This is a genomic window from Acinetobacter seifertii, from assembly GCF_000368065.1.
In the GTDB taxonomy this organism is placed as follows: domain Bacteria; phylum Pseudomonadota; class Gammaproteobacteria; order Pseudomonadales; family Moraxellaceae; genus Acinetobacter; species Acinetobacter seifertii.
The window spans coordinates 1,464,208-1,486,720 of the sequence record NZ_KB851200.1; the positions used below are offsets into that span (position 1 = coordinate 1,464,208).

Sequence of the window (22,513 nt, forward strand, 5' to 3'; positions counted from 1 at the left end):
TATGAAAAAGCTTATTTTTATAGCAGCAACTTCTATTTTTAATATTGCCACTGCACAGGCTGCTGATGGCACAATTACTATTAATGGCTTAGTAACCGATAATACTTGTACGATCGATACAGGTGATAAAAATCTAACCGTAAATTTACCTACAGTATCATCTCAATCTTTAAAAAATGTTGGTGATATTGCTGGACGTACTCCCTTCCAAATCAATTTAACGAATTGCGCTTCAGCTGGTAAAGTTGCAACTTATTTTGAACCGGGTGCAACAGTCGATTTTAATAGTGGACGCTTATTAAACCAAGCAACAACTGGTGCGGCTACTAATGTCAATATTCAGTTATTAGGAAGTAATAATGCAGTAATTCCTGTACTTGCTAAAGGTGCTTCAGGTGCACAAGATAACTCACAGTGGGTAGATGTTTCAGCTGGTGGTAACGCTGACCTTAATTACTATGCTGAATATTATGCGACGGGTGTATCGACTGCTGGTACCGTAACTTCACAAGTTAAATACACCATTATTTATCAATAAACTAAAAATCAGCTTCTATTATCAAATAGAAGCTATATCTCATCTATTATTTATTTTATTGAGAATATGACTCATGCTTTTTAGTGGTCGTCAATTTTTTTGGGGAATGATTTGTCTTCAAGCAGCTATTGCTATTACAGCACATGCTGAAGTAGTACTACATGGCACGCGTGTAGTATATCCATCGGATGCTCGAGAAGTTAGCTTACAGCTAAGCAATAACGGAACAACACCTTCACTGATTCAAGCTTGGATTGATGATGGAAATCCAAAATCTACGCCAGATGAGTCGAATGTACCTTTTATTATTACACCTCCTATTTCAAGAGTCGAACCGTCTAAATGGCAAACTTTAAGAATTACGGCATTACCCAATGCATCACAATTAAATCAAAATAAGGAAAGTATATTTTGGCTTAATGTATTAGATATTCCCCCAAGACCAGAAGGGAAAAAACAAGAAAATAGTGAAATATTAACTAATAATTTCCTTCAATTAGCTATACGCTCTCGAATTAAATTCTTTTATCGACCTGTAAATTTAAAAGAAAATATTGATACAGTGGGTGAAAAAATTCAATGGATAAAAAATGAAGATAATTTGCTTATTAAAAACCCAACACCTTTTCACGTTACATTAAGTTCGATTTTTCAAGAAGTAAATCATCAAAAAATAGATTTGTTAAAGCAAGGTTTAATGCTTTCTCCTTTTTCAGAAGATCACATAAAACTTAAAAATAGCAATATAACAAATATGCGTTTTGTTTACATAAATGATTACGGTGGCCGAGTTGAACAAGTAATCAAGTTCTAATTTTATTTAAAATTTTTAAATTTAAACACCTATCCATGAATAGGCATAAAGATGATGTCAGAGTGGTTCATACCCCATATTTGCTTAAAAAAGCGAAGTACATATTATTTAGTGTTAAGCATCGCAATTAATGTGCCTTTGGCTGTATATGCTTCTGACAATATGAATAACGAAAATGCGTTAAAAGCTGACTTTGATACTAATTTTTTAGTAGGAAATGCGCAGAAAATTGATATTGGTCGATTTAAATACGGCAACCCTATTTTACCTGGCGAATATAGTCTTGATGTATATATTAATGGACAATGGTTCGGTAAACGAAAGTTTCTCTTTAAGACCATAAATTCCAATGAAAATGCAAAAACCTGTTTTACGGCAGATATGCTTTTAGAATATGGGGTTAAATCAGAAATTCTTGATAGAGAAGCAAATAATTTACCTATTTGTAATGATTTAGAAAAATGGATTAAAGATGCCTTTTATCAATTTGATACGGCTCGTCTTAGGCTTGATATTTCAATCCCACAGGTCGCTTTGCAGAAAAATGCTCAAGGATATGTCGATCCACGCTTATGGGATCGTGGCATAAACGCCGCTTTTTTTTCATACAATGCCTCTGCTTATCGCATTGTAAATAATGATCATGAAACAAATCATGCTTTTATGAGTACAAATGTTGGGATAAATTTGTACGACTGGCAATTACGCCATACTGGACAATGGAAATGGCAAGATCATAATGAAATACAGAATAAGAATTCTTCTTATACATCAAATAATACCTACGCCCAAAAAGCCTTTCCTCAATTAAATAGCGTCGTAACTGTAGGAGATTATTTTACAAATAGTAATTTTCTTGAGGCTCTTCCTTATCGGGGTATTAACCTATCAAGTGATGACCGCATGCTTCCGAACAGTATGCTTGGATATGCTCCTCAAATTCGAGGTTATGCAAAAACCAATGCAAAAGTAGAGGTACGCCAACAGGGAAATTTAATTTATCAAACTACCGTTACCCCAGGAAGTTTTGAAATCAACGATCTTTATCCCACTGGTTTTGGTGGTGAACTCCAAGTTTCTGTACACGAAACAAATGGAGAGATTCAAAAGTTCTCTATTCCCTATGCATCTGTAGTAGAAATGCTTCGTCCCAAAATGAGTCGATATTCTTTTACCTTAGGGCAGTTTAGAGATGCGAATATCGATTTAAAACCGTGGTTGATACAAGGTAAATACCAAAGAGGTATAAACAACTATTTAACAAGCTATGCAGGTTTTCAATCTGCTGAACATTATCAGTCATTTTTAATAGGTAGCGCTTTTGCGACACCAATTGGTGCAATTGCATTTGATGTAACTCAATCAAAAGCTGATTTTGACCAAAGTCCTACCCTCAAAGGGCAAAGTTATCGTCTAAGTTACAATCGATTATTTACCCCAACTCGCACTAACCTAACTGTAGCAACATACAGATATTCAACAGAAAATTATTTAAAGTTAAGAGATTCAATATTAATCCAAGATTTACACCAACGAAATATAGATAGTTTTTCAGTAGGGAAACAAAAAAGTGAATTTCAGATCACATTAAACCAAGGTCTTCCGAACCAATGGGGTAATTTTTACTTAGTGGGTTCTTGGATTAATTACTGGAATCAACCTAATCGTAATCAACAATTTCAATTTGGATACAGTAATCAGTTTAAAGATTTAACTTACAGTATTTCTGCAGTTAGGCATGAACTTGACTTAGAAAAACAGGATTCAGGACATGAAACACAATATTTATTGTCATTATCCTTTCCACTCAAATTTAAGAAGAATGATCCTAGCCAAAATAATGGACAGTACTTCCCTCTAAAGATAACGTAACGTTAACTTTGGAGATCCAAGAAATGGCCAAACGTTTTAGTGCTGAATTTAAACAGCAAGCAATTGATTATGCACTTTCAAACTCACACGAGCCTATAGCTGCAATCGCCCAGAAATTAGGTGTGGGTTATTCAACTTTAGACAAATGGATTCGTGAAACCAATCCAGTGGGTTCAAGCAAACGTCAACTTTCACCAGAACAACAGCGGATCTTGGAATTAGAGAAAGAAGTCAAACAGCTCAAGGAAGCCAATGACATCTTAAAAAAAGCGCATGTGTACTTTCTAACAGATCATGCCAAGAAAAGTACACGGTAATTCAAGATCTAGATATGAATGAAGTCACGGTATCTTCTGCCTGTAAATACCTAGGTGTCAGCACTTCAGGCTATTATGCCTGGCGAAAACGTCAGGCCAATACGGTAGAGAAATATAATGATTTAAAAGCCGTATATTGGCAGCATCATGCACGATTGGGTGCACCTTCATTGGTACATGACATGCATGATTTAGGTTACAGCATGAGTGAACGCACTGTTGGAAGAATGCTGAAAAATCTGGGTTTACGCAGCAGGATTGCGCGTAAATACAAGCATACGACTGATTCAAACCATCGTTTGCCTACAGCACCCAATCTGTTAGAGCGTCAATTTACAGTCATTCAGCCTAACAAGGTTTGGACAACGGATATTACCTATATCCGTACCAAGCAAGGTTGGCTGTATTTATGTGTGATGCTGGATCTATTTAGTCGTCGTATCGTGGGGTGGCAAACCAGCCATCGAATAGACCGCCAGTTGGTGTGTGATACGTTTAACTATGCAATGGCTCGTCAGGGTTATCCAACTGGTGTTATGGTTCATTCGGACCAAGGTTCACAGTACTGTAGTCGTGATTTTAGAGCGCTGTTACTGACAAATGATTGTACTCAGAGTATGTCTAGACGTGGAAACTGTTGGGATAATGCAGTGACTGAAAGCTTCTTTCATACATTGAAAGGTCATGTGGTCCATGGCAGTGTGTTTGCCACTCGAAAAGAAGCGAATGCTGTCTTGTTTGACTATATTGAGATTTATTACAATCGGGTCAGAAGACATTCTGCAAATGGCTGGTTAAGCCCTGAAGCCTTTGAGAAGAAATATTTTAAGAATTTAGAGGGATTTGTTGTCCACGATACTGTCTAGGATCAGAATACAGTTAATTTTAATAGCTCTATTTCAGAAGATAGTAAAACTTTAGGAATGAGTGGTTATATCGGCAACCGCTTCGACTATGGTTCATCCGTTACCTATCAAGATCAAGCTCAGACAAACATAAATATTAATGGCAACTATCGTACTAACTACACCACCGTAGGGGCTTCTTATAGTCAATCCGATACATATCAACAAGAAATTATCAATTTAAATGGAAACATTGTTGCCCACTCTCAAGGTATTTTATTTGGACCAGACCAGGCCCAAACGATGGTATTGATCTATGCTCCTGAGGCTACTGGTGCACGAGTAGGTAATACAACAGGTTTAAGTATTAATAAGCAAGGATATGCTGTTATTCCCTATGTTACGCCTTATCGCTTAAATGACATTAGTTTAGATCCTCAAGGCATGCCTTCAAATGTGGAGCTTTCAGAAACAAGTCATCGTATAGCACCTTATGCTGGATCCATCACCAAGGTAAATTTCTCGACAAAAACTGGATATGCACTTTTCATTAATACCCAAACTTCAACGGGTACTCATCTTCCTTTTGCAGCACAAGTTTTTAACCAAAACAAAGAATTAGTTGGGATGGTCGCCCAAGGTAGTCGAATTTATTTACGTACACCTCTAATCCACGATCATCTGTATGTGAGGTGGGGTGAAAGGAATAATGAGGAATGTCAACTTGAATATGACATTCAATCAAAAATCTCTCAGGAAAAACAATCAATTATTATGACAGAGGCAATCTGCAAATGAAAAAAGTACTAATGAAAAGTGGCTTATTAGTAACTAGTCTATTTATTTATAACCAAGCTTATGCAAACTGCACTTTAAGCAAAGGTTTTACTACAGTAGATATTCCTATAACAATTGGTACGATTATCGTTCGTCCGACTGATCCAATAGGCACAGTTCTACAAAAAATACTTTTACGATTTCGCCAAATAATTCTACGGCAACGTGTAACCGTCCAGGTGACCAAATTACAGCAGCATTACCACTAAATTATCCAATTAGCTCAATAGGCAACAATGTATATGCTACAAACATTCCTGGTATAGGCATTCGAATTTATCGTGAAGTAACAGACTCTTCAAACGCTTCTGGCTATTACCCTTATAAACTTACATTGACGCCTCACACAACCTATACACTTTCACCAGGCTACATTGTTCTGGAAATTATTAAAACTGCTGCCACTACAGGTTCTGGTGCATTGGTGGCGGGTCGATACAGTACCTACTATGTGACAGGACAACAAAACCGTCCGTTCTTAACAACCACAGTACTAGGTAGCTCCCCTATTCTAATTGCATCATCATCTTGTGAAATTCAAAATGGTCCAAATACTGTTGTGCAACTTCCCACAGTAACAAAATCAGGTTTTAGAGCTATTGGTTCAACGCAAGGTGAAAAAAACTTTAACCTATCTATTCTTTGTAATGGAGGCGAGAATAACTCAGGAGTACCTACCAGCAATTCATTGAGCTTAAGCTTTGACTATAATTCGGATAGCTCAAATAATCAGGTTATTAATAATAGTGCTGCTGATTCAACAAAAGCGAACGGCGTTGGTGTAGAGCTTTTATGGAATATGAATGGTGCGAACAGCCCTATTCAAAAAGGGAACCCACTAGATATTGGTACTGTAAGTTCTAATCAAACTGTAGAATATGATGTGCCTTTAACAGCACTTTACTATCAAACAGCAACTACTGTTACAGCGGGTGAAGTCAAAGCTAATGCAACTGTAACCATTCAATATGATTAGCAGTAAACTTATACAAAACTGAGTTTTATTACGTCTCTATTTGTAGTGTGAATCAAGCTATATAAACTATTATTTTTAATTAACACTAAACAAAAAGGATTTTAAATAATGACAATTTTTAAATTTTACTAACTAATAAATTAAAAAAATGCTCATAAGCGAATAAAGCCAATGAGCATTAGTGATAACCACTTAACCTGAAATACAAATTGTGGGAAATAGATCACAATTTGCATCACTATAATTCCAAAATTTAACTTAAATATCAAGCCTTTTTTTTAACAAAGGTTTGATAAACACACCTAACTGTTTAATTTTAAATACAATTAAATTAAAAATAAAATTCAATATCACTATTCTACAGACTTTCTAAAGAATTACCATTCTATTAATTAAGAAAATTTGAAATTTACAAAGATTAATGTTCAATATAGCTAAAAAATCTATTACATCGTCTTTTTTAATGTTGAATGTCATTTCACTGTATTTAAAGTCTAAAAATTATAAAGTTTTACACAACCTATAAGAAAAAAAACATAAAAAAATCTTTAAATATTCTTCAATTACAGTCTAACTTCAAGTGTTTACAACAAAACAGCATGCTCATTTTTTGGAAAATATTTTGCATTTTATTATTAAGCTTAGGGGCTTCGGCAATTGGTTTTGGTATTAGCAATCTAGATTTTTTCTTATTTTTTATTGGTTTACTTTTTCTACTATGTTTTTTTCTAGCTTTAAAACAAGGGCGAGAAGATGCAGGTCACTTCCCTGAATAGTTTAAGTAACGTCGCAACCAGAAGCACTAAAACATTAATTTTAACTCTGATCGGGACCAATCTAATTTACGTAGAGCAATAAAAGTGAGCTTTGGAAGATCTGTCAAATTGAAGGAGCTGCTGAACTACAGCAGCTTTTAAATTGATTAATATAAACTCATTTTTAATTAACGAAATCTAGACTTTAAAAGACTCAAAACAACTCACAAGAAAATCAATTGCTACTCGCACAGCTGGGCTATGCCTTAAATCCTCATGAGTCACCAACCAGATTTCTGCACTCATCGGCTGGTCATCTGGAAGTTTCTCTAAGTTACCAAGACCACCTAAAAAATCAGGTAAAACAGCTAAACCCACTTCCCCACATGCGGCTCTCCATTGCAACTCAGGATGATTAGTCATCATAATCGGCTCTTTATTATTTAATCTTTCTTTTAATTTTTGTTGTTTTTGTCCATGTACACCACCGACCTCCACACTAATCCATTCATAATTTTCTTCACTCGTAGCAGCTAAGTAATTTGGAGCAGCATATATTCCAAAAGGGATTTCCCCAACTTTACGAGCAACTAAATAATCATCTTTAGGTCGTCCAAATCGCACAGCTATATCCGCTTCGCTATGCAGCAAAGATACATAGTGAACATCACCAAGTACACGTAATTTTAACTGCGGATAATGGCGATAAAACTTTCCAAGCTGAGGCATGATGAGGTGAGCAGCAGTTAACGGAGGCATACTAATAGAAACAGTACCTGTAACTTCCTGCTGTCCAGCCTGAGCAAGTCTCTCAATAGAAAAAGTTTCTTCCATCATACGAGCTACAACTTTAGCAAGCCGCTCTCCATCTGAAGTAAGTACGTATGTACGTGGCCTACGATCAACTAGCTTTAATTTTAAGTTCTGCTCTAACTGTGCGATTCTTCTTGCAACAGTAGCATGGTCGACTCCCAACTTTCTTGCGGCAGCTGAAAGTGATTTCTCTTCTGAAAAAACTGAAAAGTAATGTAAATTTTCCCAATCAATCATTGTGCAAATTTTCACATCAAAGATGAATTAATATGGAATTGTACACCTTTAAGTGATTACTCAGAATAGAGACATTCTTTTTCGGAGTCCCATCATGAATAAAACAATGGTTTATGCCTATACAGGCGTTGTAATCACAATGCTGTTTTGGGGCTCAGCATTTAATGCAATGTCTTATATCATCCAACATATGCCTCCACTTTCAGCAGCAGCTGAGCGCTTTACACTTGCAAGCCTTGGGCTATTTATTATTTTTTCGGCTACGGGTAAATTGCGTTGGGATGCTTTACGGCAGAATTTACTTATCTATCTGCTTATTGGAATTATAGGTATTGCTGGTTTTAATATAGGCTGTTTCTACGGTTTACAAACAACATCGGCAGTCAATGGTGCTTTAATCATGGCAACTACTCCACTGATTACTCTACTGTTAGCAATTTTGCTTGATGGAGAAAAATTAACACTTGCTAAATCTATTGGTGTTGTATTTGGTTTAAGTGGAGTGCTTTTTGTTATTAGTCATGGTCATCTATCAACGCTACTTCATTTAAAAATAGCAATCGGTGACTTATTTATCTTACTCGGTGGTATCAGTTTTTGTTTAGCCAATGTGTTATCACGTCGCTATGTAAAAAATGCTACATCTCTAGAAACTACAACTTTTTCTATGTTGTTCGGTGCTTTGACTTTAATCACATTAAGCCTAATTTTCGAACATCCAATCAAAGCAGTAGTTATGGCACCAATTACTGCACACTTGGCAATGGGTTACGTCATTATTTGCTCTACCATGATTGCTTATTTATTTTGGTTTAATGGCATTCAAAAACTAGGCGCAGGTCGAGCATCAATCTTTTTTAACTTTGTTCCAGTTTTTAGCATGTTGGTGGCACTATTGGCTGGTCAGGCACTTAATATCTGGCAGCTTATAGGTACTGTTTTGGTCATGCTCGGTGTTCTAAGTAGTGGAGGATTTATTCACATTAAGCGTCCGACACTTATGGCTAAACCTTGTACGAAATAGTAGTCACACAAATTCATCTTAATTATTGCGTTGTAACAAAGATTGTATGTTTCTTTAAAACTTAACAAATGGCTGCCATATATAGTTTTAAAAATACAACAAGGAGAAATTAAGATGAATTTGGATTTTACAACAATCGAAAAACAGGCCAAATTGCTAAAAGAAGAGCAAGAGAAACTAGAACAGCAAGATCATGATTTTCAATTAGCCTTAGACAAGCACAGAGAATCGTTAAAAGATTTATTTAAAGAACTGTTTCACGATCGTGAAATTAAAACAGAAAAAGGAGGCCAATTTTGTGCTGTATTTGGTGACTTTAAAATCTCTTTACTCATTGAAACTGCCAAGTTTGAAAATGGTGTACCCGTTAAATTAAACTCTGTAAATCCTATCATTGTTAAATTTAAAAAAGACAAACCTGTTGCCAAAGCCCAATTTTCCGATGCAACTCAATATCTCGATAGTGCTTTTGAAACACCACATTATCAATACTATTATAAGCATGATGATAAAACTCAATTAGTTCAATTTTCAGAACTACCTGAATTTTTTCAGACCATTCTTGATGCTGAAGTCTGACTATCTGCCCTCATTGGAGGGCTTTTTTATAAAATTAACTTTTTGATTAAACATTTTCATACTTATAAAAATGATTATAGCCCCGTTGAATTTTCCATCGTATTTAAACTTATAGACGTAAAAATTTTATAAATGTGATTTCACTGACCCATTGCTTCTTTTTAGAATTACTTGTATATACATGTTTGTATTTGTTTGTACAAAATAGACTCAAATAAAAGAAAAGCTCTTAAAGGATAAGGAGAGTGTTATATGGATTCAGCAACAGGAACATCTAAAAATGGGTTTGTTGAAAACCGCAGTATTGACTTTATTCCTGAAAATGAAAGGCACGGCAGTATATTCGCCCAATTTACCCTTTGGTTTGGTGCTAATTTACAGATTACAGCGATTGTCACGGGTGCTTTAGCCGTCGTATTAGGCGGTGATGTGCTTTGGTCAATCATTGGACTATTTATTGGACAGTGCTTTGGTGCGGCTGTTATGGCTTTGCATGCAGCTCAGGGACCAAAACTTGGCCTTCCCCAAATGATTTCGAGTCGGGTGCAATTTGGGGTCTATGGTGCATGTATTCCTATTATTCTGGTTTGCCTGATGTATATTGGCTTTACCGCAACTGGTGAAGTACTCGCAGGCAAAGCACTTGCACACCTTACACAAGTCAGTAATACAACAGGTATTTTAATTTATGCTTGTTTCATTATTGCATTTGCAACGATTGGCTATCGGTTGATTCATTGGGTAGGAAAAGTCGCAAGCATTATCGGTTTAATTGCTTTTGTTATTATTCTTACTCAAATTTTGGCCCTCTCGAATTTTTCAGAATTGCTTGCTGTACGCCACTTTAGCTGGTCATCATTTCTATTAGCAGTTTCTCTTTCGGCTTCTTGGCAAATTTCATTCGGGCCTTATGTTGCCGACTACTCGCGTTATTTACCAACAAAAACATCTTCAACTCCGGTATTTTGGGCAGTTGGTCTTGGCTCTTTGATCGGTTCACAAATTTCCATGACACTTGGCGTATTAATTGCTCAGGTCTCAAATGGTAATTTTGTTAGTAATGAAGTTCAGTATGTTGTAGGTATGAATCCCATCGCTCTCATCATTACTTTCTTATATTTTAGTATTGCTTTTGGGAAGGTCACTTTATCGACACTCAATGCTTATGGCAGTTTTATGTGTATAGCGACCATTTGGAATAGCTTTAAACCAACTGGACAAATTTCAAAACTAACCCGACTTATCATTGTTCTTGCAATGGTTTTAATCTCGACGTTCATTGCAGTTGTAGGTGAACATACCTTCTTAAGTGCATTCAAAGCTTTTATTTTATTTCTTCTGACATTCTTCATTCCTTGGAGTGCAATTAATTTAGTTGATTATTATTTTATTTCTAAAGAAGAATGTGATGTAGACGCACTATATGACCCAAATGAAAAATATGGCCGCTGGAACACCATTGGTATTAGTTGCTATTTTCTTGGCATATTACTTCAGCTTCCCTTTATTGATAGTAAATTCTACAAAGGACAAATTGCTGAGATGTTAGGCGGTATTGATTTATCATGGTTAGTTGGATTGTTATCGACTGCAATTTTATATTATGTACTAGCAAAAAGAGCTCAAATAAAAGTTTCAAAAAATCTTGAGCTTGAACAAATCAAATAATTTCAGTTGAGATATCAAAGTTAATAGATCAATACTTTGATATCTCTTTGAAATTTTATCTATTCTTGAATAGGCTTAATCTGTGCAGAAACAGGTAATCCGAATAATTTATCGAACGTCCAGTTAAATATAAATGTATAAATTGGAATGATGATAATAAAGGCAACATCTAGCCAGAATGCTGCAACGAGAGAAATATCCATCCACCATGCAATAAGCGGAATTAAGAATATCACTAAAGTGATTTGAAATCCGATCGCGTGTACGATTCTACGTTTAACAGTACGTGACTTACTGTCTTGCCGAGCTTCCCACTTTTCGTAAAGAATGTTGTAAATAAAGTTCCATGTTACCGCGATGGTCGTAATCATCACTGAAAGTGGGCCAGTATGCTCTACACTGTCTCCAGCCAAAAGTGCTAAACCTACCGATGAAATTACCATTCCAATAACTTCATATGAAGAAACATAAACAATACGACGCTTTAAACCTTGCATAACCAATCAACTTTTCTAACTTACTTTTATTTTAGTTTCAGTTAAAATCACAATTAAAGTTAACAGCTTTCAGTTGTACTGATATCAAAATGAATTTTAATAGCGAAAATATCGAGCTTTTCTTAACTGTGTTAGATACCGGATCTTTTTCCGCTGCGGCCCGCAAATTAAGTCGAGTACCGTCAGCAGTGAGTATGGCTATTGCCAATATCGAAGCAGAGCTTGGTTATCATCTATTTGAACGTACTCACCGTAAAGTGATTCCTACTTCTGCGGCTTTAGCATTAGAACCTCAAGCACGAATTATTGCTGAACAACTTAGATTATTAGGTACCCATGCGTATGAGCTCTCTCTAGGACTAGAAAGTAAACTGAAAATTGGTGTTGTTTCAGATGCCAACACCGATTTACTTCTTAAAGCGATAAAACAATTGGCTGATAAATTTCCGTTACTCAATATAGAAATTATTACAGCTCCACAAGACGATATACTCAATTTGCTCTATACAGAAAATATTAGTCTTTGCCTTGCAGGTTCAGATCTCAATATAAAAATGCGTGAAAGCTTACAATTAGTTATGAATGAAACTTTAGTCGCCACAATTTCTGTTGATCATCCATTTTTAAAACAAAAGAACAAGCTCATTTCTATTGAAGAATTAATTAATATCCGACAAATTGTGGTCGCAAGTACTGAATTAAATATGCAGGACTCACGTTCAATCGTTGGAGCAATGTATTGGAAAACCAATAATTTACAAACCGCTATTAATATGGTTGAGGCAGGTTTAGGCTGGGGAAATTTTCCTTTATCTTTAGTAAAAGAAAAAATTGAACAGGGGCATTTAGTTCAACTAGATTTTAAAAATACAAAAAATTATTTGCCGCTCTCTATTTATCTTATTTGGCTCCAAGATAAACCCTTATCAAAAGCTGCAAGAGAACTGGTTCAAACTATTCAATCAAGCCTATCTAAGCTTACCCATTAAAAAAAGCAAAAAGCCTATTCATAGTGAATAGGCTTCTTACTGTATTTCAGGACTAAGCAATATTAATAATTATGAGAAAATACTCTGGTACTGTATAAATTCCAAGTGATTTAGTCAAGTATAAAATTCATCAATTACAAATAGTTGTGAAAAATGTGAAGAAATATTCATTCTGCGTTTTACAGACAAAACTTAGACTTATTTGATAAGGGGTGTAGGTTCTTTGTTTTTTTATTTTTGAGAATAAAAGTTCTTATGAATTGATGTTCATTAATGCAATAAGTTCATCTCTATATGAACTTAAAACGATTTGTTCAATTCTATTCATTTTGTGACGCATATCTTGATCATGAACAACATGGTCAGATTCTAATATTATTTTCTTTTCATTTGTGTTTTTTATAAATATAGGTTCATTACTTAAATTACTTGCAATAAAATTAAATGTTCTACGTAAATCTTGAAAAGTAAAAGAAATATTACTTTGTTCATTTATCTTTTTTCGGAATTTAGAAATATTAACAATATGACCAGTTTTAGATTTTGCAGATGGGAAAACCCACTCTCCCCCCATTTGCATTTTACGTTTTTTCATTAAAAGCCATAAAAAATCACCCATATAAAGTTTATAAATCTCATTATTATAAGTATTTATAAAAGAAAGTGTTCCTTCATGTAAATCTAGATCTTCCCAACGTAAACACTCACACTCATTTCTAAAAAGTCCCGTTAGGACAAGCGTGAATAAAAAATCTTTATTTGTTTCATTCTCCTTCCCCCTATTTTTATATTCAACTATTGTATGAACCCATTTTTTCAAATTATCTATATCAATATGATCATTTCGAACTGGAATTTCTCGCCATACTTCTCTTGAATTCAGCAAAGCAATCGGGTTCATGATTGGGATTGTTGTTTGCGTATTTTTATAATATTTTACTGAAAAATGATAAATAGCTCGCAGAACACGCATAGACAAATTGGCTTTTGCATAACTACTTTTAGATAGCTGAGTATACTTATCTATAACCATTTGTTCAGTAATATAAATTAATTTAAGTTCCTTCAAGTCTATTAAGTATTTTTCTATAACTTCTTTATAATCAGCAAGTGTTCTTTCTTTCAGTTTATGATGATCGATATATGCTTGGAAAGACTCTGCTAGAGTGGGCTGATAATATTCCTTATTTAAATTATTTTTTAATATTTCACCATTTTTAATACAAGCAAGACTGGTATCAGATAAATCTCTTAACTTTTGCCGTGCAAGTACACGTGCGTCTTCAAGAGTAATTTTTTCATAGTCAGCTATTTTGCAACGTATAGATTTACCCTTTATTTTCTTCTCTATAATATATGTTTTATAAGAATTATTCACACGAATAGCAAAGCCGATAATCTCACTGTCGCGATAAATTGCTGGAATGAGTTTAAGTTGATCAATAAATGACTTGGTTAGCTTTACTCGTGAAGTGCTCATAAGCTAAAATCCGTATCGCTTGTGATAATTAACAATATATCAAAATATTTTTCAGGTCTACTGCATATCTAGTTTTGAAAAATACTTGTGTTTAAACAAAAAATTGATTAGTATTGCAGGCACTGAAAAGCCTTGAGAATAAAAGCTTTTCTTTCTTATAGGGCCTATAGCTCAGTTGGTTAGAGCAGCGGACTCATAATCCGTTGGTCCCGTGTTCAAGTCACGGTGGGCCCACCAAATTCGAACCTCATAATCTTTTAGGTTATGAGGTTTTTTAATGTCTTCTATTTTTCAGAACATCTGGATCTTTATATCTTTTCAGTGGTTCATAATTTTAATAATCCGTTGGTTTATAGGTCAAACTTCACACTATTTAATTTTTAAATATCTTGTCTTTCTTATCAGTATTAAATATCTGTCCTATCATTCAATACCTCATTACTAAAAAAGAAAGTAAAACGATCTATCTTCGGAAAATTTAAAATTTCAGCTACTTACCCCTTTTCCTATTAGCACAAGCGGTTTCATAATGTTTTCTTGAACTGTGCATGATAGACAATAAAAGTATTTATATTCATCTCCCTATGAATGTTCTCAACTTCCTACTAATAACACGTCAGACTGTAGTTAAAAATTTTCACTTATGACAATTACCCATCATGAGTACGCTAGTCTATTTCATTATTTAATAAAGCCATACTTTGTAGCTTAAAACAAAAAATATTTGTTTTTAAAGAATTTTTCTTAGTTCCGAATATAAATGATTGTGAAAAAACAACAGTGAAAATTACATCATTAAACCATTACACCTTCTTATCATCGTTAAAAAGTTCAACTGATTGAACTTGCCCCTTTCAAAGCTCAAAAACATCATTTTTTGCTTAAAAACCGTAAAAAATTACAGTTATTTCCTTTCAAAAAAACCATTAAATTTTGATCAAAGAATAAGCAGATGTATTGATATCACGGAATCTTATAAATGCATCTACCTACAAGAAATCATTCCATACCGGAGTGACTGTGGATTCCAGAAACCACAAAAAATAAATGGGGCGAATTTCGGAAAAGCCAGATGAGTACGAAGATTTAAAAGGAAGTATTAAAATGAGCAAATGTCAATGTGAAAAAGACGTGATCCCTGACTACACAAAAGTCGGATTTGAAAATCAACCTGCAAACGCTAATTTAGCAAGTGACAATAATAACTTAACAGCTGAAAATAATATAACTGTAGAAGGCCTCAAAAGCCAACTAGATTCAGCTGGAGTTCAAGCATTAAACCTCCAAGCTTGTGTTTCAGCTTCTTATGATCCAAAAACAAACAAAATATGCTTCAACTTTCCAATCATTGGGCAAATTTGCTTCCCATCTCCTATTAATATTCCAATTGGCGCCACACTAAAAGTCTGTGGTGATGTTTGTACAACATGGGGTATCCCTAAAGGTTTAAAAATTACACTCTATCTTAACAACAATCCTGTTTGGTCTGGTGTTGTTTGGGGTTCTTGTTAAATCTAACCAATCACATCAATCTGCTGCACTATAATTTTATAGTGCAGCAGATTCATACTTTTTGTCATCTACACGAATTTTCATATTTAAGGGCAATCAAAATAAACGCATCATTTATAATTAAAAGACAGGAGCTTTTACTTCTTATTCATGATTAGCTTTTGTTCGTAGGTAAAAACTTAGCTTTAATTAAAGATTAAATATAATGTATAATTAATATACAATTTAAAACCTATTATATTATTAATGGTGAATTGGTGAGACCGAAGTCAAAGCAGCAAGGACCACTCATGCAGTTTGTTTATTAACCAATTAATACCAATAATTTGCAGTTATAAAAATCTTATCAAGGGAATACTTGACCATAAAAATCAAATACTTTTAATAAAATTTTATGTATTAAGGACAAGGGGAAAACATGGAAAATTGGCAAGAAGATCTGCTTTCTGCATCTTTAAATGCAAAAGATACGGATCAGCTGTTTGATACAGCCAAGTCCATTAGCTTGCAACTGGGATATAATTATTGTGCTTATGGCATGCATATCCCACTCTCTATTACTCAACCTAAGTTAATCTTATTAAATAATTATCCCGAAGAATGGCAGCAACGTTATGCTCAGCATCGGTATATTGTTATTGATCCAACAGTGCGCCATTGTCTAAGCTCATTAAAACCACTTATTTGGTCTAGCCGAAAAGCAAACAAACAATCACTAAAAGATTTTTGGGAAGAAGCACAATCATTTGGCTTGAGCGTTGGTTGGTCACAATCATGTCGAGATTTAATTGGTACGCAAGGCATGCTCACACTTGCCAGATCAGCCGATCCAATTTCTGAACAAGAACAAAAATCGCAATCCTCAAAAATGTTTTGGCTTGCTCAAATGCTGCATAGTAGTCTTGCCAAAATCGTGAATGACAAAGAGTTCCGTGATTTAAATCTTAAGTTATCTAACCGAGAAAAAGAGGTATTGCGTTGGAGTGCAGAAGGAAAAACTGCTTCAGAAATCGCGCTAATTCTATCTATTAGTGAGAGAACCGTAACTTTTCATGTGGTGAATGCAATGCAAAAACTCAATGTAAACAATAAAATTTCAGCAGTTATTCGAGCAATAATGCTAGGATTGCTATAAATTTGCATCGAAATCAATTTAGCAAGCTAATATAAATCAACATTTAAAAAAATAATGTAGATCCACCGCCAATCGTAAACTCTTATAAATTATTAATATATTAGGGATAAACTCATATTTATTGATTGAATTGACCAACAATATTATGCAAATACAATCTCATTGTAAGGATATTCCGATTTTACAATGACCAGAATACATCTACCCCTAAATAGTACTAAACCCAATTACTAATGGCATAGAAAAAATCATAAGCAACTGATTAATCTAAGTTTAAATAAAAACATTTAAGTTCTCTAATTTATTGGCTAGCCAAATTTAACCCCCTAAAAATTTAATTTTGGGGGTTTTATAATTCTGAATATCTTAAAATACAAATGAATAGCACACACGATTCAAAGATTGCTCACTTAAAGACTAAAAGAGTTTTGCTATTTCCATATTTTCAATATTCCTTTTAGTATTTATGTTTATTATAAATTATGAGTTCAATATTTGAGATATTCTTAAGCCAAATTTTGTTTAGGCATTGATTTTGATATCTCCATTTGAACATCCCAAAATTTTTCCCACAAATTACAATATTCAAGGCATAGATTTTCTAAATAAATATAGTCTTCTTCAGTACAAGCCTGCATCAAAATGAACCATAAATCTTCTTCATGATCATCATCTGCAGCCTCGGCAGTTTCATCTTCAGAAATGCCATGAACATGGTAATAACCACCACCCTCGACATCTATACCGACAGCACTGGTTGCTTTACGCAAAGGTGGACTATACAAAATCACCTCTTCTTCAGCCACAGCTAATAAAGCAGAAACAGCTTTATAGTCATTATAAGAATTCTCTAAAAAATCTCTCACCTGATGCGCGATTTCTGTTGGCTTATAGTTGCGACGCTCCTCTTCAGTTACTCCAAAATCATTCAAAACATCTTCAAATAATGGATAATGAGCATATTCAGGGTTTCCTTGATAATAACCATCTCGGTCAGCACCAGGCCTGAATCCGAACTCATCAAATATATTCAGACTTAAAAGAAAACGCGGGAACATTTTGGCTCCAGCATGCAATTTAGGTTCTAATTGCTTTGTCTGATATTGAGCCATTAATAAAGCATCTGTAAAAGTTTGTACAATTGCATGGCGATACTCTAAATGAATACGCTTTAAATTTTGTTTACTGATTTCTCCATTGTTTAAAATTTCTATTGCGGGATGATGAGAAACAGGATGTTTTGAAATCTTAACTCTTAATTGGTTTAAAAAATTTAGATTTTTATCCCAAAGCTCAGCTGAAATGCTTTGTTTCATCCCTGCGAGTGCCTTTTTCCTAGGATTATTAAAGTTCTCAAATTTTTTTGGCATAATTCACTCTCGTTAAACTTATTAAAGTTATCTGATTTCCATATTTTATTTTAAAAACAAAGAATTACGCTAAAATCCAAACTCCTTTTGTTAAAAATCCATCTTAGAATTAAAATTATATTAAATCAAATAGAATATTTAAAAAAATTTAAAAATAATAAAGATTATTTTTATAATATTAACTTGAATCAAATTATGTTTTTGATTATGATCAAATTGATTAAAAAATCAAAAGCTATGCCAACTCATAATTAGTTCTAACTATATGGAAAAATAATGTCAAAAAAAGAAGATATTATAAATACTGCTTTAAACCTTTTTAATAAAATAGGTTATAATGCTACGGGTGTAGATAGAATTATTGCTGAATCAAATGTCGCCAAGATGACTTTTTATAAATACTTTCCCTCTAAAGAAAGTTTAATCATGGAATGCCTAGAGCATAGAAACATTAATATACAAAATTCTATTTATGAAAGGTTGAATGCACATCCAGATGCAGAGCCACTTGAAAAAATACATCTGATTTTTAATTGGTATATCGACTGGATTAACAGTGAAAACTTTAACGGCTGCCTATTTAAGAAGGCATTTATTGAAGTATCTAAACAATACACTTCAATTCGAGAACCATTTCAAGAATATACAAATTGGTTAATCAATTTATTAAATAGGGCAGAGTAAAACTTGAAGTGCGACATAAACCACCTAATTAATTTAAAGGGTTTATGGAGTATATAAAATTGTCATACCATCATCTTAACTTTGAAGATCGTACTGCATTAATGCTTGAGTCAAGAAAAGAAGGCTTTTCAGCCAGAAAATTTGCTGAACTTATTAAAAGACATCCTAGTACGATCTATCGTGAGCTTAAAAGAAATAGCATCAATGACGTTTATCAAGCTCAATATGCTTCTGATAACACTTTTGCTAGACGTAGACGTGGTCACAGAAAACTCAAAATCGATTCAATCCTCTGGAAATTTATTGTTGAAGCGATCCGTTGTTTATGGTCTCCTCAGCAAATAGCAAAGCGTTTAAAGACATTTCCTGATTTGGATCAAACAATGAATGTAAGCCATACAACGATTTATTCAACGATACGAGCATTACCCAAGGGTGAGTTGAAAAAAGACTTATTATCCTGTCTACGTCATGAAAATAAAAAGCGAAAAGCTAACGGTGAACCTAAAAAAGATTCTATATTACAGGATATTAAAACTATTCATGAGCGCCCAGCCGAAGTTCAAGAAAGAAAAATACCGGGTCATTGGGAAGCTGATTTAATTAAAGGTAAAGACAATAAAAGTTCGATAGCAACACTTATTGAACGAAATACACGGCTCTGTATCTTGGCAACATTACCTGATGCAAAGGCAGAATCAGTGCGCAAGGCTTTAACTGAAGCTCTGAAATATTTACCTGCAGAACTGCGTAAAACGTTGACCTATGACCGTGGACGTGAGATGTCAGAACATAAAATACTCGAAGAAGATTTAGGCATAGATGTATATTTCTGTGACCCACATTCACCCTGGCAAAAAGGCACATGCGAAAATATGAATGGTTTAATTAGGCAATATTTACCTAAAGGGATTGATTTAAATCAGGCAGATCAGCATTATTTAAATCAAGTTGCCATGTCACTGAATACTCGTCCTAGAAAGGCGTTAGATTGGCTTACACCATTAGAGAAATTTGCTCAGCTTGTTGATTATCATATGGCTTTTGAAACTGTCGCACCTCATGTTTGAATTCGCCTAGTTTATTAGTAGAGCTTGGTATTGAAAACCCTACTCCGCTTACCCATATGCTTATCTCAGTTATTGATGGGATTATCATTGATGGAACGATTGATAAAGATTTGATTGATCCTAACAAAAAATGGCAATATATCGAGTATTTAATTAAAACTGAAAATCTTAGTTGAACTGATAAAAGTTAATCTCAAACCAATATATTATATATTTTTATATTGACTAGTTAAAATATAGCACTAATAAATATAAAGTTTATTGAGTATTAATATTAAAATAAATGAAATTTACTGCAGTGATAATTTTCTACCTTTTTGGACAAACTCATATTAGAATTCCGCATCCTTATTGTCTCCCATATCTCTATGAAAAAGTTTTTAGGCAATTCTATCTTTAAAGCAGTTGGTTGGACCTATGATGTAGATCCTACAATTCTTGAGAAAAAACAAGTTATTATTGGTTTTGAGCATACTTCCAATTTGGATGCAATCTTATCTATTGCTCTGTTTCAAGTGTTAGACCTAAAAATTCATACTTTAATAAAAAAGGAACTTTTCAAAGGTCCAATGAAGCCTATTCTTGAGAAACTAGGTGGAATACCTGTAGATCGAAAAGCGAGTAAAGATATTGTCTCCCAAATGGTCGAAAAATTTCAAAGTCACGATACATTTAATCTAGTCATTGCACCTGAAGCAACACGTGCAAAAGATGGATCTGAACGCAGACCTATCCGTACTGGATTCTGGCATATTGCTAAAGCTGCTAATGTGCCAATCGTACTGATGTACGCAAATGCAAGAACAAAAAAAGGCGGTATTTTAGGCAAAATTTACCCTTCAGATTTGCAAAAGGATCTTGAAACAATTAAAGAACTCTATGCGCAATATAATATTGATGTAAAGATTAGCTAACCAATTTAGTCACAAACTTCGAGTCTATTTTTTTAGCTAAATTTAGAATCTCAAAGCGTGCTTAATTGGTTAACAAAACATAGGACAACAGTTTTCAAGAAAACCATGCCTATGATAATATTCTGGCACTTTTGCATTTTTTAATTTTTGGAGTTCACTTCCATGGCGGGTCATTCTAAATGGGCCAATATTAAGCATCGTAAAGCTAAACAAGATGCAAGTCGCGGTAAAGTTTTTACTAAATATATTCGTGAAATTGTGACTGCTGCCAGACTTGGTGGTGGAGATGCTGCTAGTAACCCTCGCCTTCGTGCTGTTGTCGAAAAAGCACTTTCTGTCAATATGACACGTGACACCATTAACCGTGCAATTCAACGCGGTGTGGGTGGTGAAGATAATGATGATTTAAAAGAAGTAACTTACGAAGGTTATGGCGTTGGTGGTGTTGCTGTTCTTATTGAAACAATGACAGATAACCTAAACCGTACAGTACCAGATGTACGTCACTGTTTTAGTAAAACAAATGGTAATTTAGGAACTGCGGGTTCTGTATCTTATCTATTTACTAAGCGTGGTGAAATTACTTTTGAAGATGTCTCTTTAGAAGATAAAATCATGGAAGTTGCTCTAGAAGCAGGTGCAGAAGATATTGAAGTTTCAGAAGATGAAATTTTAGTCATTACTTCACCAGAAACTTTTGGTGATGTTCAAGATGCTCTTGCTGCTGCAGGCTTAAAATCTGATAATGCTGAAGTTGTAATGAGCCCTTCAACCAAAGCTGAAATTACAGATGTTGACCAAGCAAAACAAATTCTCAAAATGATCGATATGTTTGAAGATCTTGATGATGTACAAAACGTTTATACAAACGTTGAATTCTCAGATGAAGTTTTAGCTCAATTAGATGCTTAAACCAAACATTGAAATTAAAAAACGCACCGATTGGTGCGTTTTTTTATAGCTTATTTAATAAGTTATAACAGTTAAACACATTGTACTCTTTAATCACAAAGCTCGAATGTAGAGCGACGACATTGTCAATTTTACCAATCCGTCTTAATAAAATTTCGCTGTAGTCATCCATATTACGTGCGACCAATTCAAGAATAAAATCGGCACTTTGACCAGTGACTAAAAATGCATTTGTAACTTCAGGAATAGCTTCAATTTCAGAAAGGAATTTATCGAAGGTCTCGCTATCATGTTTACTTAAAGAGACTTGTAGCAAAATATGCAAGGTAAAACCCAATTTGCTAAAGTTAATTTCTCTTTTAAGCTGTCCCATGATATTAGCTTCAATTAAGTGCTTAATGCGGCGATGAACAGAGCTAACTGAAAGATTAATCCGTTCTGAGAGCTCATTCAAATTCAGGTCTTCATGAGACAAAATTTCCAGAATTTGTTTATCAAAACGGTCTAACTCCATTCTTTTCTCCAATCAGTACTCTTTATAAGTGAACAGTATATCCTAAAGCCAAGTCTACGTTAAAAATCAAACACGATTAAAAAAAGAATTAAGCTTTACTTCAATATGTTGACTCAAATCTGTGCCTGTTAACTGTGCCTGCTAACTGTGCCTGCTAACTG

The 22,513-nt window shown here is 34.2% G+C and carries 17 protein-coding genes, 1 tRNA gene and 5 pseudogenes; 18 read left to right on the plus strand and 5 right to left on the minus strand.

The features are described 5' to 3' along the window. Position 1 precedes the first annotated feature (1 nt). The 6 genes and pseudogenes from F985_RS14345 (at position 2) to F985_RS25705 (ending at position 6,199) form a co-directional block, all read left to right on the plus strand. Positions 2 to 538, plus strand: coding sequence for a fimbrial protein (locus F985_RS14345; protein ID WP_004702089.1), 537 nt, complete (start codon positions 2 to 4; stop codon positions 536 to 538). 73 nt (positions 539 to 611) lie between these two features. Next, a complete protein-coding gene (locus tag F985_RS14350) occupies positions 612 to 1,352 on the plus strand; it encodes a fimbrial biogenesis chaperone (RefSeq protein ID WP_004702091.1) in 741 nt (246 codons plus the stop codon). 54 nt (positions 1,353 to 1,406) lie between these two features. Beyond that, positions 1,407 to 3,194 (plus strand): annotated as a pseudogene (locus tag F985_RS14355) (fimbria/pilus outer membrane usher protein); the annotation flags it as partial. Between the two features lie 53 nt (positions 3,195 to 3,247). Then, positions 3,248 to 4,407, plus strand: a protein-coding gene (locus F985_RS14365; protein ID WP_085945698.1) for an IS3 family transposase whose coding sequence is annotated in 2 segments (ribosomal slippage) — positions 3,248 to 3,482 and positions 3,482 to 4,407 — 1,161 coding nt in all. Because the reading frame shifts where the segments join, the coding sequence is not laid out codon by codon here. A gap of 3 nt (positions 4,408 to 4,410) precedes the next feature. Continuing rightward, positions 4,411 to 5,184: pseudogene (locus tag F985_RS14370) on the plus strand (fimbria/pilus outer membrane usher protein); the annotation flags it as partial. Further along, positions 5,181 to 6,199 (plus strand): annotated as a pseudogene (locus F985_RS25705) (fimbrial protein). The pseudogenes F985_RS14370 and F985_RS25705, both read left to right, overlap by 4 nt. A gap of 953 nt (positions 6,200 to 7,152) precedes the next feature. On the opposite strand, the gene F985_RS14380 reads toward F985_RS25705, so the two are convergent. Next, on the minus strand, positions 7,153 to 8,004 hold the full coding sequence (locus F985_RS14380) for a LysR family transcriptional regulator (protein WP_004702104.1): 852 nt from the start codon (positions 8,002 to 8,004) through the stop codon (positions 7,153 to 7,155). A 94-nt stretch (positions 8,005 to 8,098) separates the two neighbouring features. On the opposite strand from F985_RS14380, the gene F985_RS14385 reads away from it, so the two are divergent. The 3 genes from F985_RS14385 (at position 8,099) to F985_RS14395 (ending at position 11,275) form a co-directional block, all read left to right on the plus strand. Further along, positions 8,099 to 9,028, plus strand: coding sequence for a DMT family transporter (locus F985_RS14385; protein WP_004702105.1), 930 nt, complete (start codon positions 8,099 to 8,101; stop codon positions 9,026 to 9,028). Between the two features lie 114 nt (positions 9,029 to 9,142). Beyond that, the gene (locus F985_RS14390) at positions 9,143 to 9,607 is read left to right on the plus strand and encodes a hypothetical protein (RefSeq protein WP_004702108.1); all 465 of its coding nucleotides are present in this window, start codon (positions 9,143 to 9,145) and stop codon (positions 9,605 to 9,607) included. Positions 9,608 to 9,859: 252 nt separating this feature from the next. Next, on the plus strand, positions 9,860 to 11,275 hold the full coding sequence (locus F985_RS14395; protein WP_004702109.1) for a purine-cytosine permease family protein: 1,416 nt from the start codon (positions 9,860 to 9,862) through the stop codon (positions 11,273 to 11,275). Positions 11,276 to 11,334: 59 nt separating this feature from the next. Here F985_RS14395 and F985_RS14400 read toward each other — a convergent pair whose 3' ends face one another. Further along, positions 11,335 to 11,772, minus strand: a complete 438-nt coding sequence (locus F985_RS14400; RefSeq protein WP_004702112.1) for a PACE efflux transporter — start codon at positions 11,770 to 11,772, stop codon at positions 11,335 to 11,337. Positions 11,773 to 11,861: 89 nt separating this feature from the next. On the opposite strand from F985_RS14400, the gene F985_RS14405 reads away from it, so the two are divergent. Continuing rightward, the gene (locus tag F985_RS14405; RefSeq protein WP_004702113.1) at positions 11,862 to 12,761 is read left to right on the plus strand and encodes a LysR family transcriptional regulator; all 900 of its coding nucleotides are present in this window, start codon (positions 11,862 to 11,864) and stop codon (positions 12,759 to 12,761) included. A 253-nt stretch (positions 12,762 to 13,014) separates the two neighbouring features. Here the strand turns inward: F985_RS14405 and F985_RS14410 are convergent, their stop codons facing one another. After that, positions 13,015 to 14,241: an integrase family protein gene (locus tag F985_RS14410; RefSeq protein WP_004702115.1), complete on the minus strand. Its 1,227-nt coding sequence runs from the start codon at positions 14,239 to 14,241 to the stop codon at positions 13,015 to 13,017. 160 nt (positions 14,242 to 14,401) lie between these two features. Between F985_RS14410 and F985_RS14415 the strand changes: the two genes are divergently transcribed. From F985_RS14415 to F985_RS14425, 3 genes are all read left to right on the plus strand, one after another. Beyond that, positions 14,402 to 14,478 (plus strand) — tRNA-Ile (locus tag F985_RS14415). Positions 14,479 to 15,345: 867 nt separating this feature from the next. Next, positions 15,346 to 15,753, plus strand: coding sequence for a hypothetical protein (locus tag F985_RS14420; protein WP_031944489.1), 408 nt, complete (start codon positions 15,346 to 15,348; stop codon positions 15,751 to 15,753). 418 nt (positions 15,754 to 16,171) lie between these two features. Continuing rightward, positions 16,172 to 16,888, plus strand: a complete 717-nt coding sequence (locus F985_RS14425; RefSeq protein WP_004702118.1) for a LuxR family transcriptional regulator — start codon at positions 16,172 to 16,174, stop codon at positions 16,886 to 16,888. Positions 16,889 to 17,394: 506 nt separating this feature from the next. On the opposite strand, the gene F985_RS14430 is transcribed toward F985_RS14425, so the two are convergent. Continuing rightward, positions 17,395 to 18,258 carry a heme oxygenase-like domain-containing protein gene (locus F985_RS14430; RefSeq protein WP_004702120.1) on the minus strand — a complete coding sequence of 288 codons (864 nt, stop codon included), beginning with the start codon at positions 18,256 to 18,258 and terminating at the stop codon, positions 17,395 to 17,397. 276 nt (positions 18,259 to 18,534) lie between these two features. Between F985_RS14430 and F985_RS14435 the strand changes: the two are divergent. From F985_RS14435 to F985_RS14455, 5 genes and pseudogenes are all read left to right on the plus strand, one after another. Further along, positions 18,535 to 18,930, plus strand: a pseudogene (locus tag F985_RS14435) (TetR/AcrR family transcriptional regulator); the annotation flags it as partial. Between the two features lie 56 nt (positions 18,931 to 18,986). After that, positions 18,987 to 20,012 carry an IS30-like element ISAba125 family transposase gene (locus tag F985_RS14440; protein ID WP_001988464.1) on the plus strand — a complete coding sequence of 342 codons (1,026 nt, stop codon included), beginning with the start codon at positions 18,987 to 18,989 and terminating at the stop codon, positions 20,010 to 20,012. An 8-nt stretch (positions 20,013 to 20,020) separates the two neighbouring features. Next, positions 20,021 to 20,188 (plus strand): annotated as a pseudogene (locus F985_RS25610) (TetR/AcrR family transcriptional regulator); the annotation flags it as partial. A 192-nt stretch (positions 20,189 to 20,380) separates the two neighbouring features. Further along, a complete protein-coding gene (locus F985_RS14450) occupies positions 20,381 to 20,926 on the plus strand; it encodes a 1-acyl-sn-glycerol-3-phosphate acyltransferase (protein WP_004702127.1) in 546 nt (181 codons plus the stop codon). Positions 20,927 to 21,088: 162 nt separating this feature from the next. Beyond that, entirely contained in the window at positions 21,089 to 21,838 is a 750-nt protein-coding gene (locus F985_RS14455; protein ID WP_004702129.1) for a YebC/PmpR family DNA-binding transcriptional regulator, read from the plus strand. A 43-nt stretch (positions 21,839 to 21,881) separates the two neighbouring features. Here F985_RS14455 and F985_RS14460 read toward each other — a convergent pair whose 3' ends face one another. Continuing rightward, on the minus strand, positions 21,882 to 22,352 hold the full coding sequence (locus F985_RS14460; protein ID WP_002050132.1) for an Lrp/AsnC family transcriptional regulator: 471 nt from the start codon (positions 22,350 to 22,352) through the stop codon (positions 21,882 to 21,884). Positions 22,353 to 22,513: the final 161 nt, after the last annotated feature.

Coding starts and splice junctions, on each gene's coding strand:
- F985_RS14345 (WP_004702089.1), top strand. CDS start 2: ATGAAAAAGCTTATTTTTATAGCAGCAACTTCTATTTTTAATATTGCC.
- F985_RS14350 (WP_004702091.1), top strand. CDS start 612: ATGCTTTTTAGTGGTCGTCAATTTTTTTGGGGAATGATTTGTCTTCAA.
- F985_RS14380 (WP_004702104.1), bottom strand. CDS start 8,004: ATGATTGATTGGGAAAATTTACATTACTTTTCAGTTTTTTCAGAAGAG.
- F985_RS14385 (WP_004702105.1), top strand. CDS start 8,099: ATGAATAAAACAATGGTTTATGCCTATACAGGCGTTGTAATCACAATG.
- F985_RS14390 (WP_004702108.1), top strand. CDS start 9,143: ATGAATTTGGATTTTACAACAATCGAAAAACAGGCCAAATTGCTAAAA.
- F985_RS14395 (WP_004702109.1), top strand. CDS start 9,860: ATGGATTCAGCAACAGGAACATCTAAAAATGGGTTTGTTGAAAACCGC.
- F985_RS14400 (WP_004702112.1), bottom strand. CDS start 11,772: ATGCAAGGTTTAAAGCGTCGTATTGTTTATGTTTCTTCATATGAAGTT.
- F985_RS14405 (WP_004702113.1), top strand. CDS start 11,862: ATGAATTTTAATAGCGAAAATATCGAGCTTTTCTTAACTGTGTTAGAT.
- F985_RS14410 (WP_004702115.1), bottom strand. CDS start 14,241: ATGAGCACTTCACGAGTAAAGCTAACCAAGTCATTTATTGATCAACTT.
- F985_RS14420 (WP_031944489.1), top strand. CDS start 15,346: ATGAGCAAATGTCAATGTGAAAAAGACGTGATCCCTGACTACACAAAA.
- F985_RS14425 (WP_004702118.1), top strand. CDS start 16,172: ATGGAAAATTGGCAAGAAGATCTGCTTTCTGCATCTTTAAATGCAAAA.
- F985_RS14430 (WP_004702120.1), bottom strand. CDS start 18,258: ATGCCAAAAAAATTTGAGAACTTTAATAATCCTAGGAAAAAGGCACTC.
- F985_RS14440 (WP_001988464.1), top strand. CDS start 18,987: ATGGAGTATATAAAATTGTCATACCATCATCTTAACTTTGAAGATCGT.
- F985_RS14450 (WP_004702127.1), top strand. CDS start 20,381: ATGAAAAAGTTTTTAGGCAATTCTATCTTTAAAGCAGTTGGTTGGACC.
- F985_RS14455 (WP_004702129.1), top strand. CDS start 21,089: ATGGCGGGTCATTCTAAATGGGCCAATATTAAGCATCGTAAAGCTAAA.
- F985_RS14460 (WP_002050132.1), bottom strand. CDS start 22,352: ATGGAGTTAGACCGTTTTGATAAACAAATTCTGGAAATTTTGTCTCAT.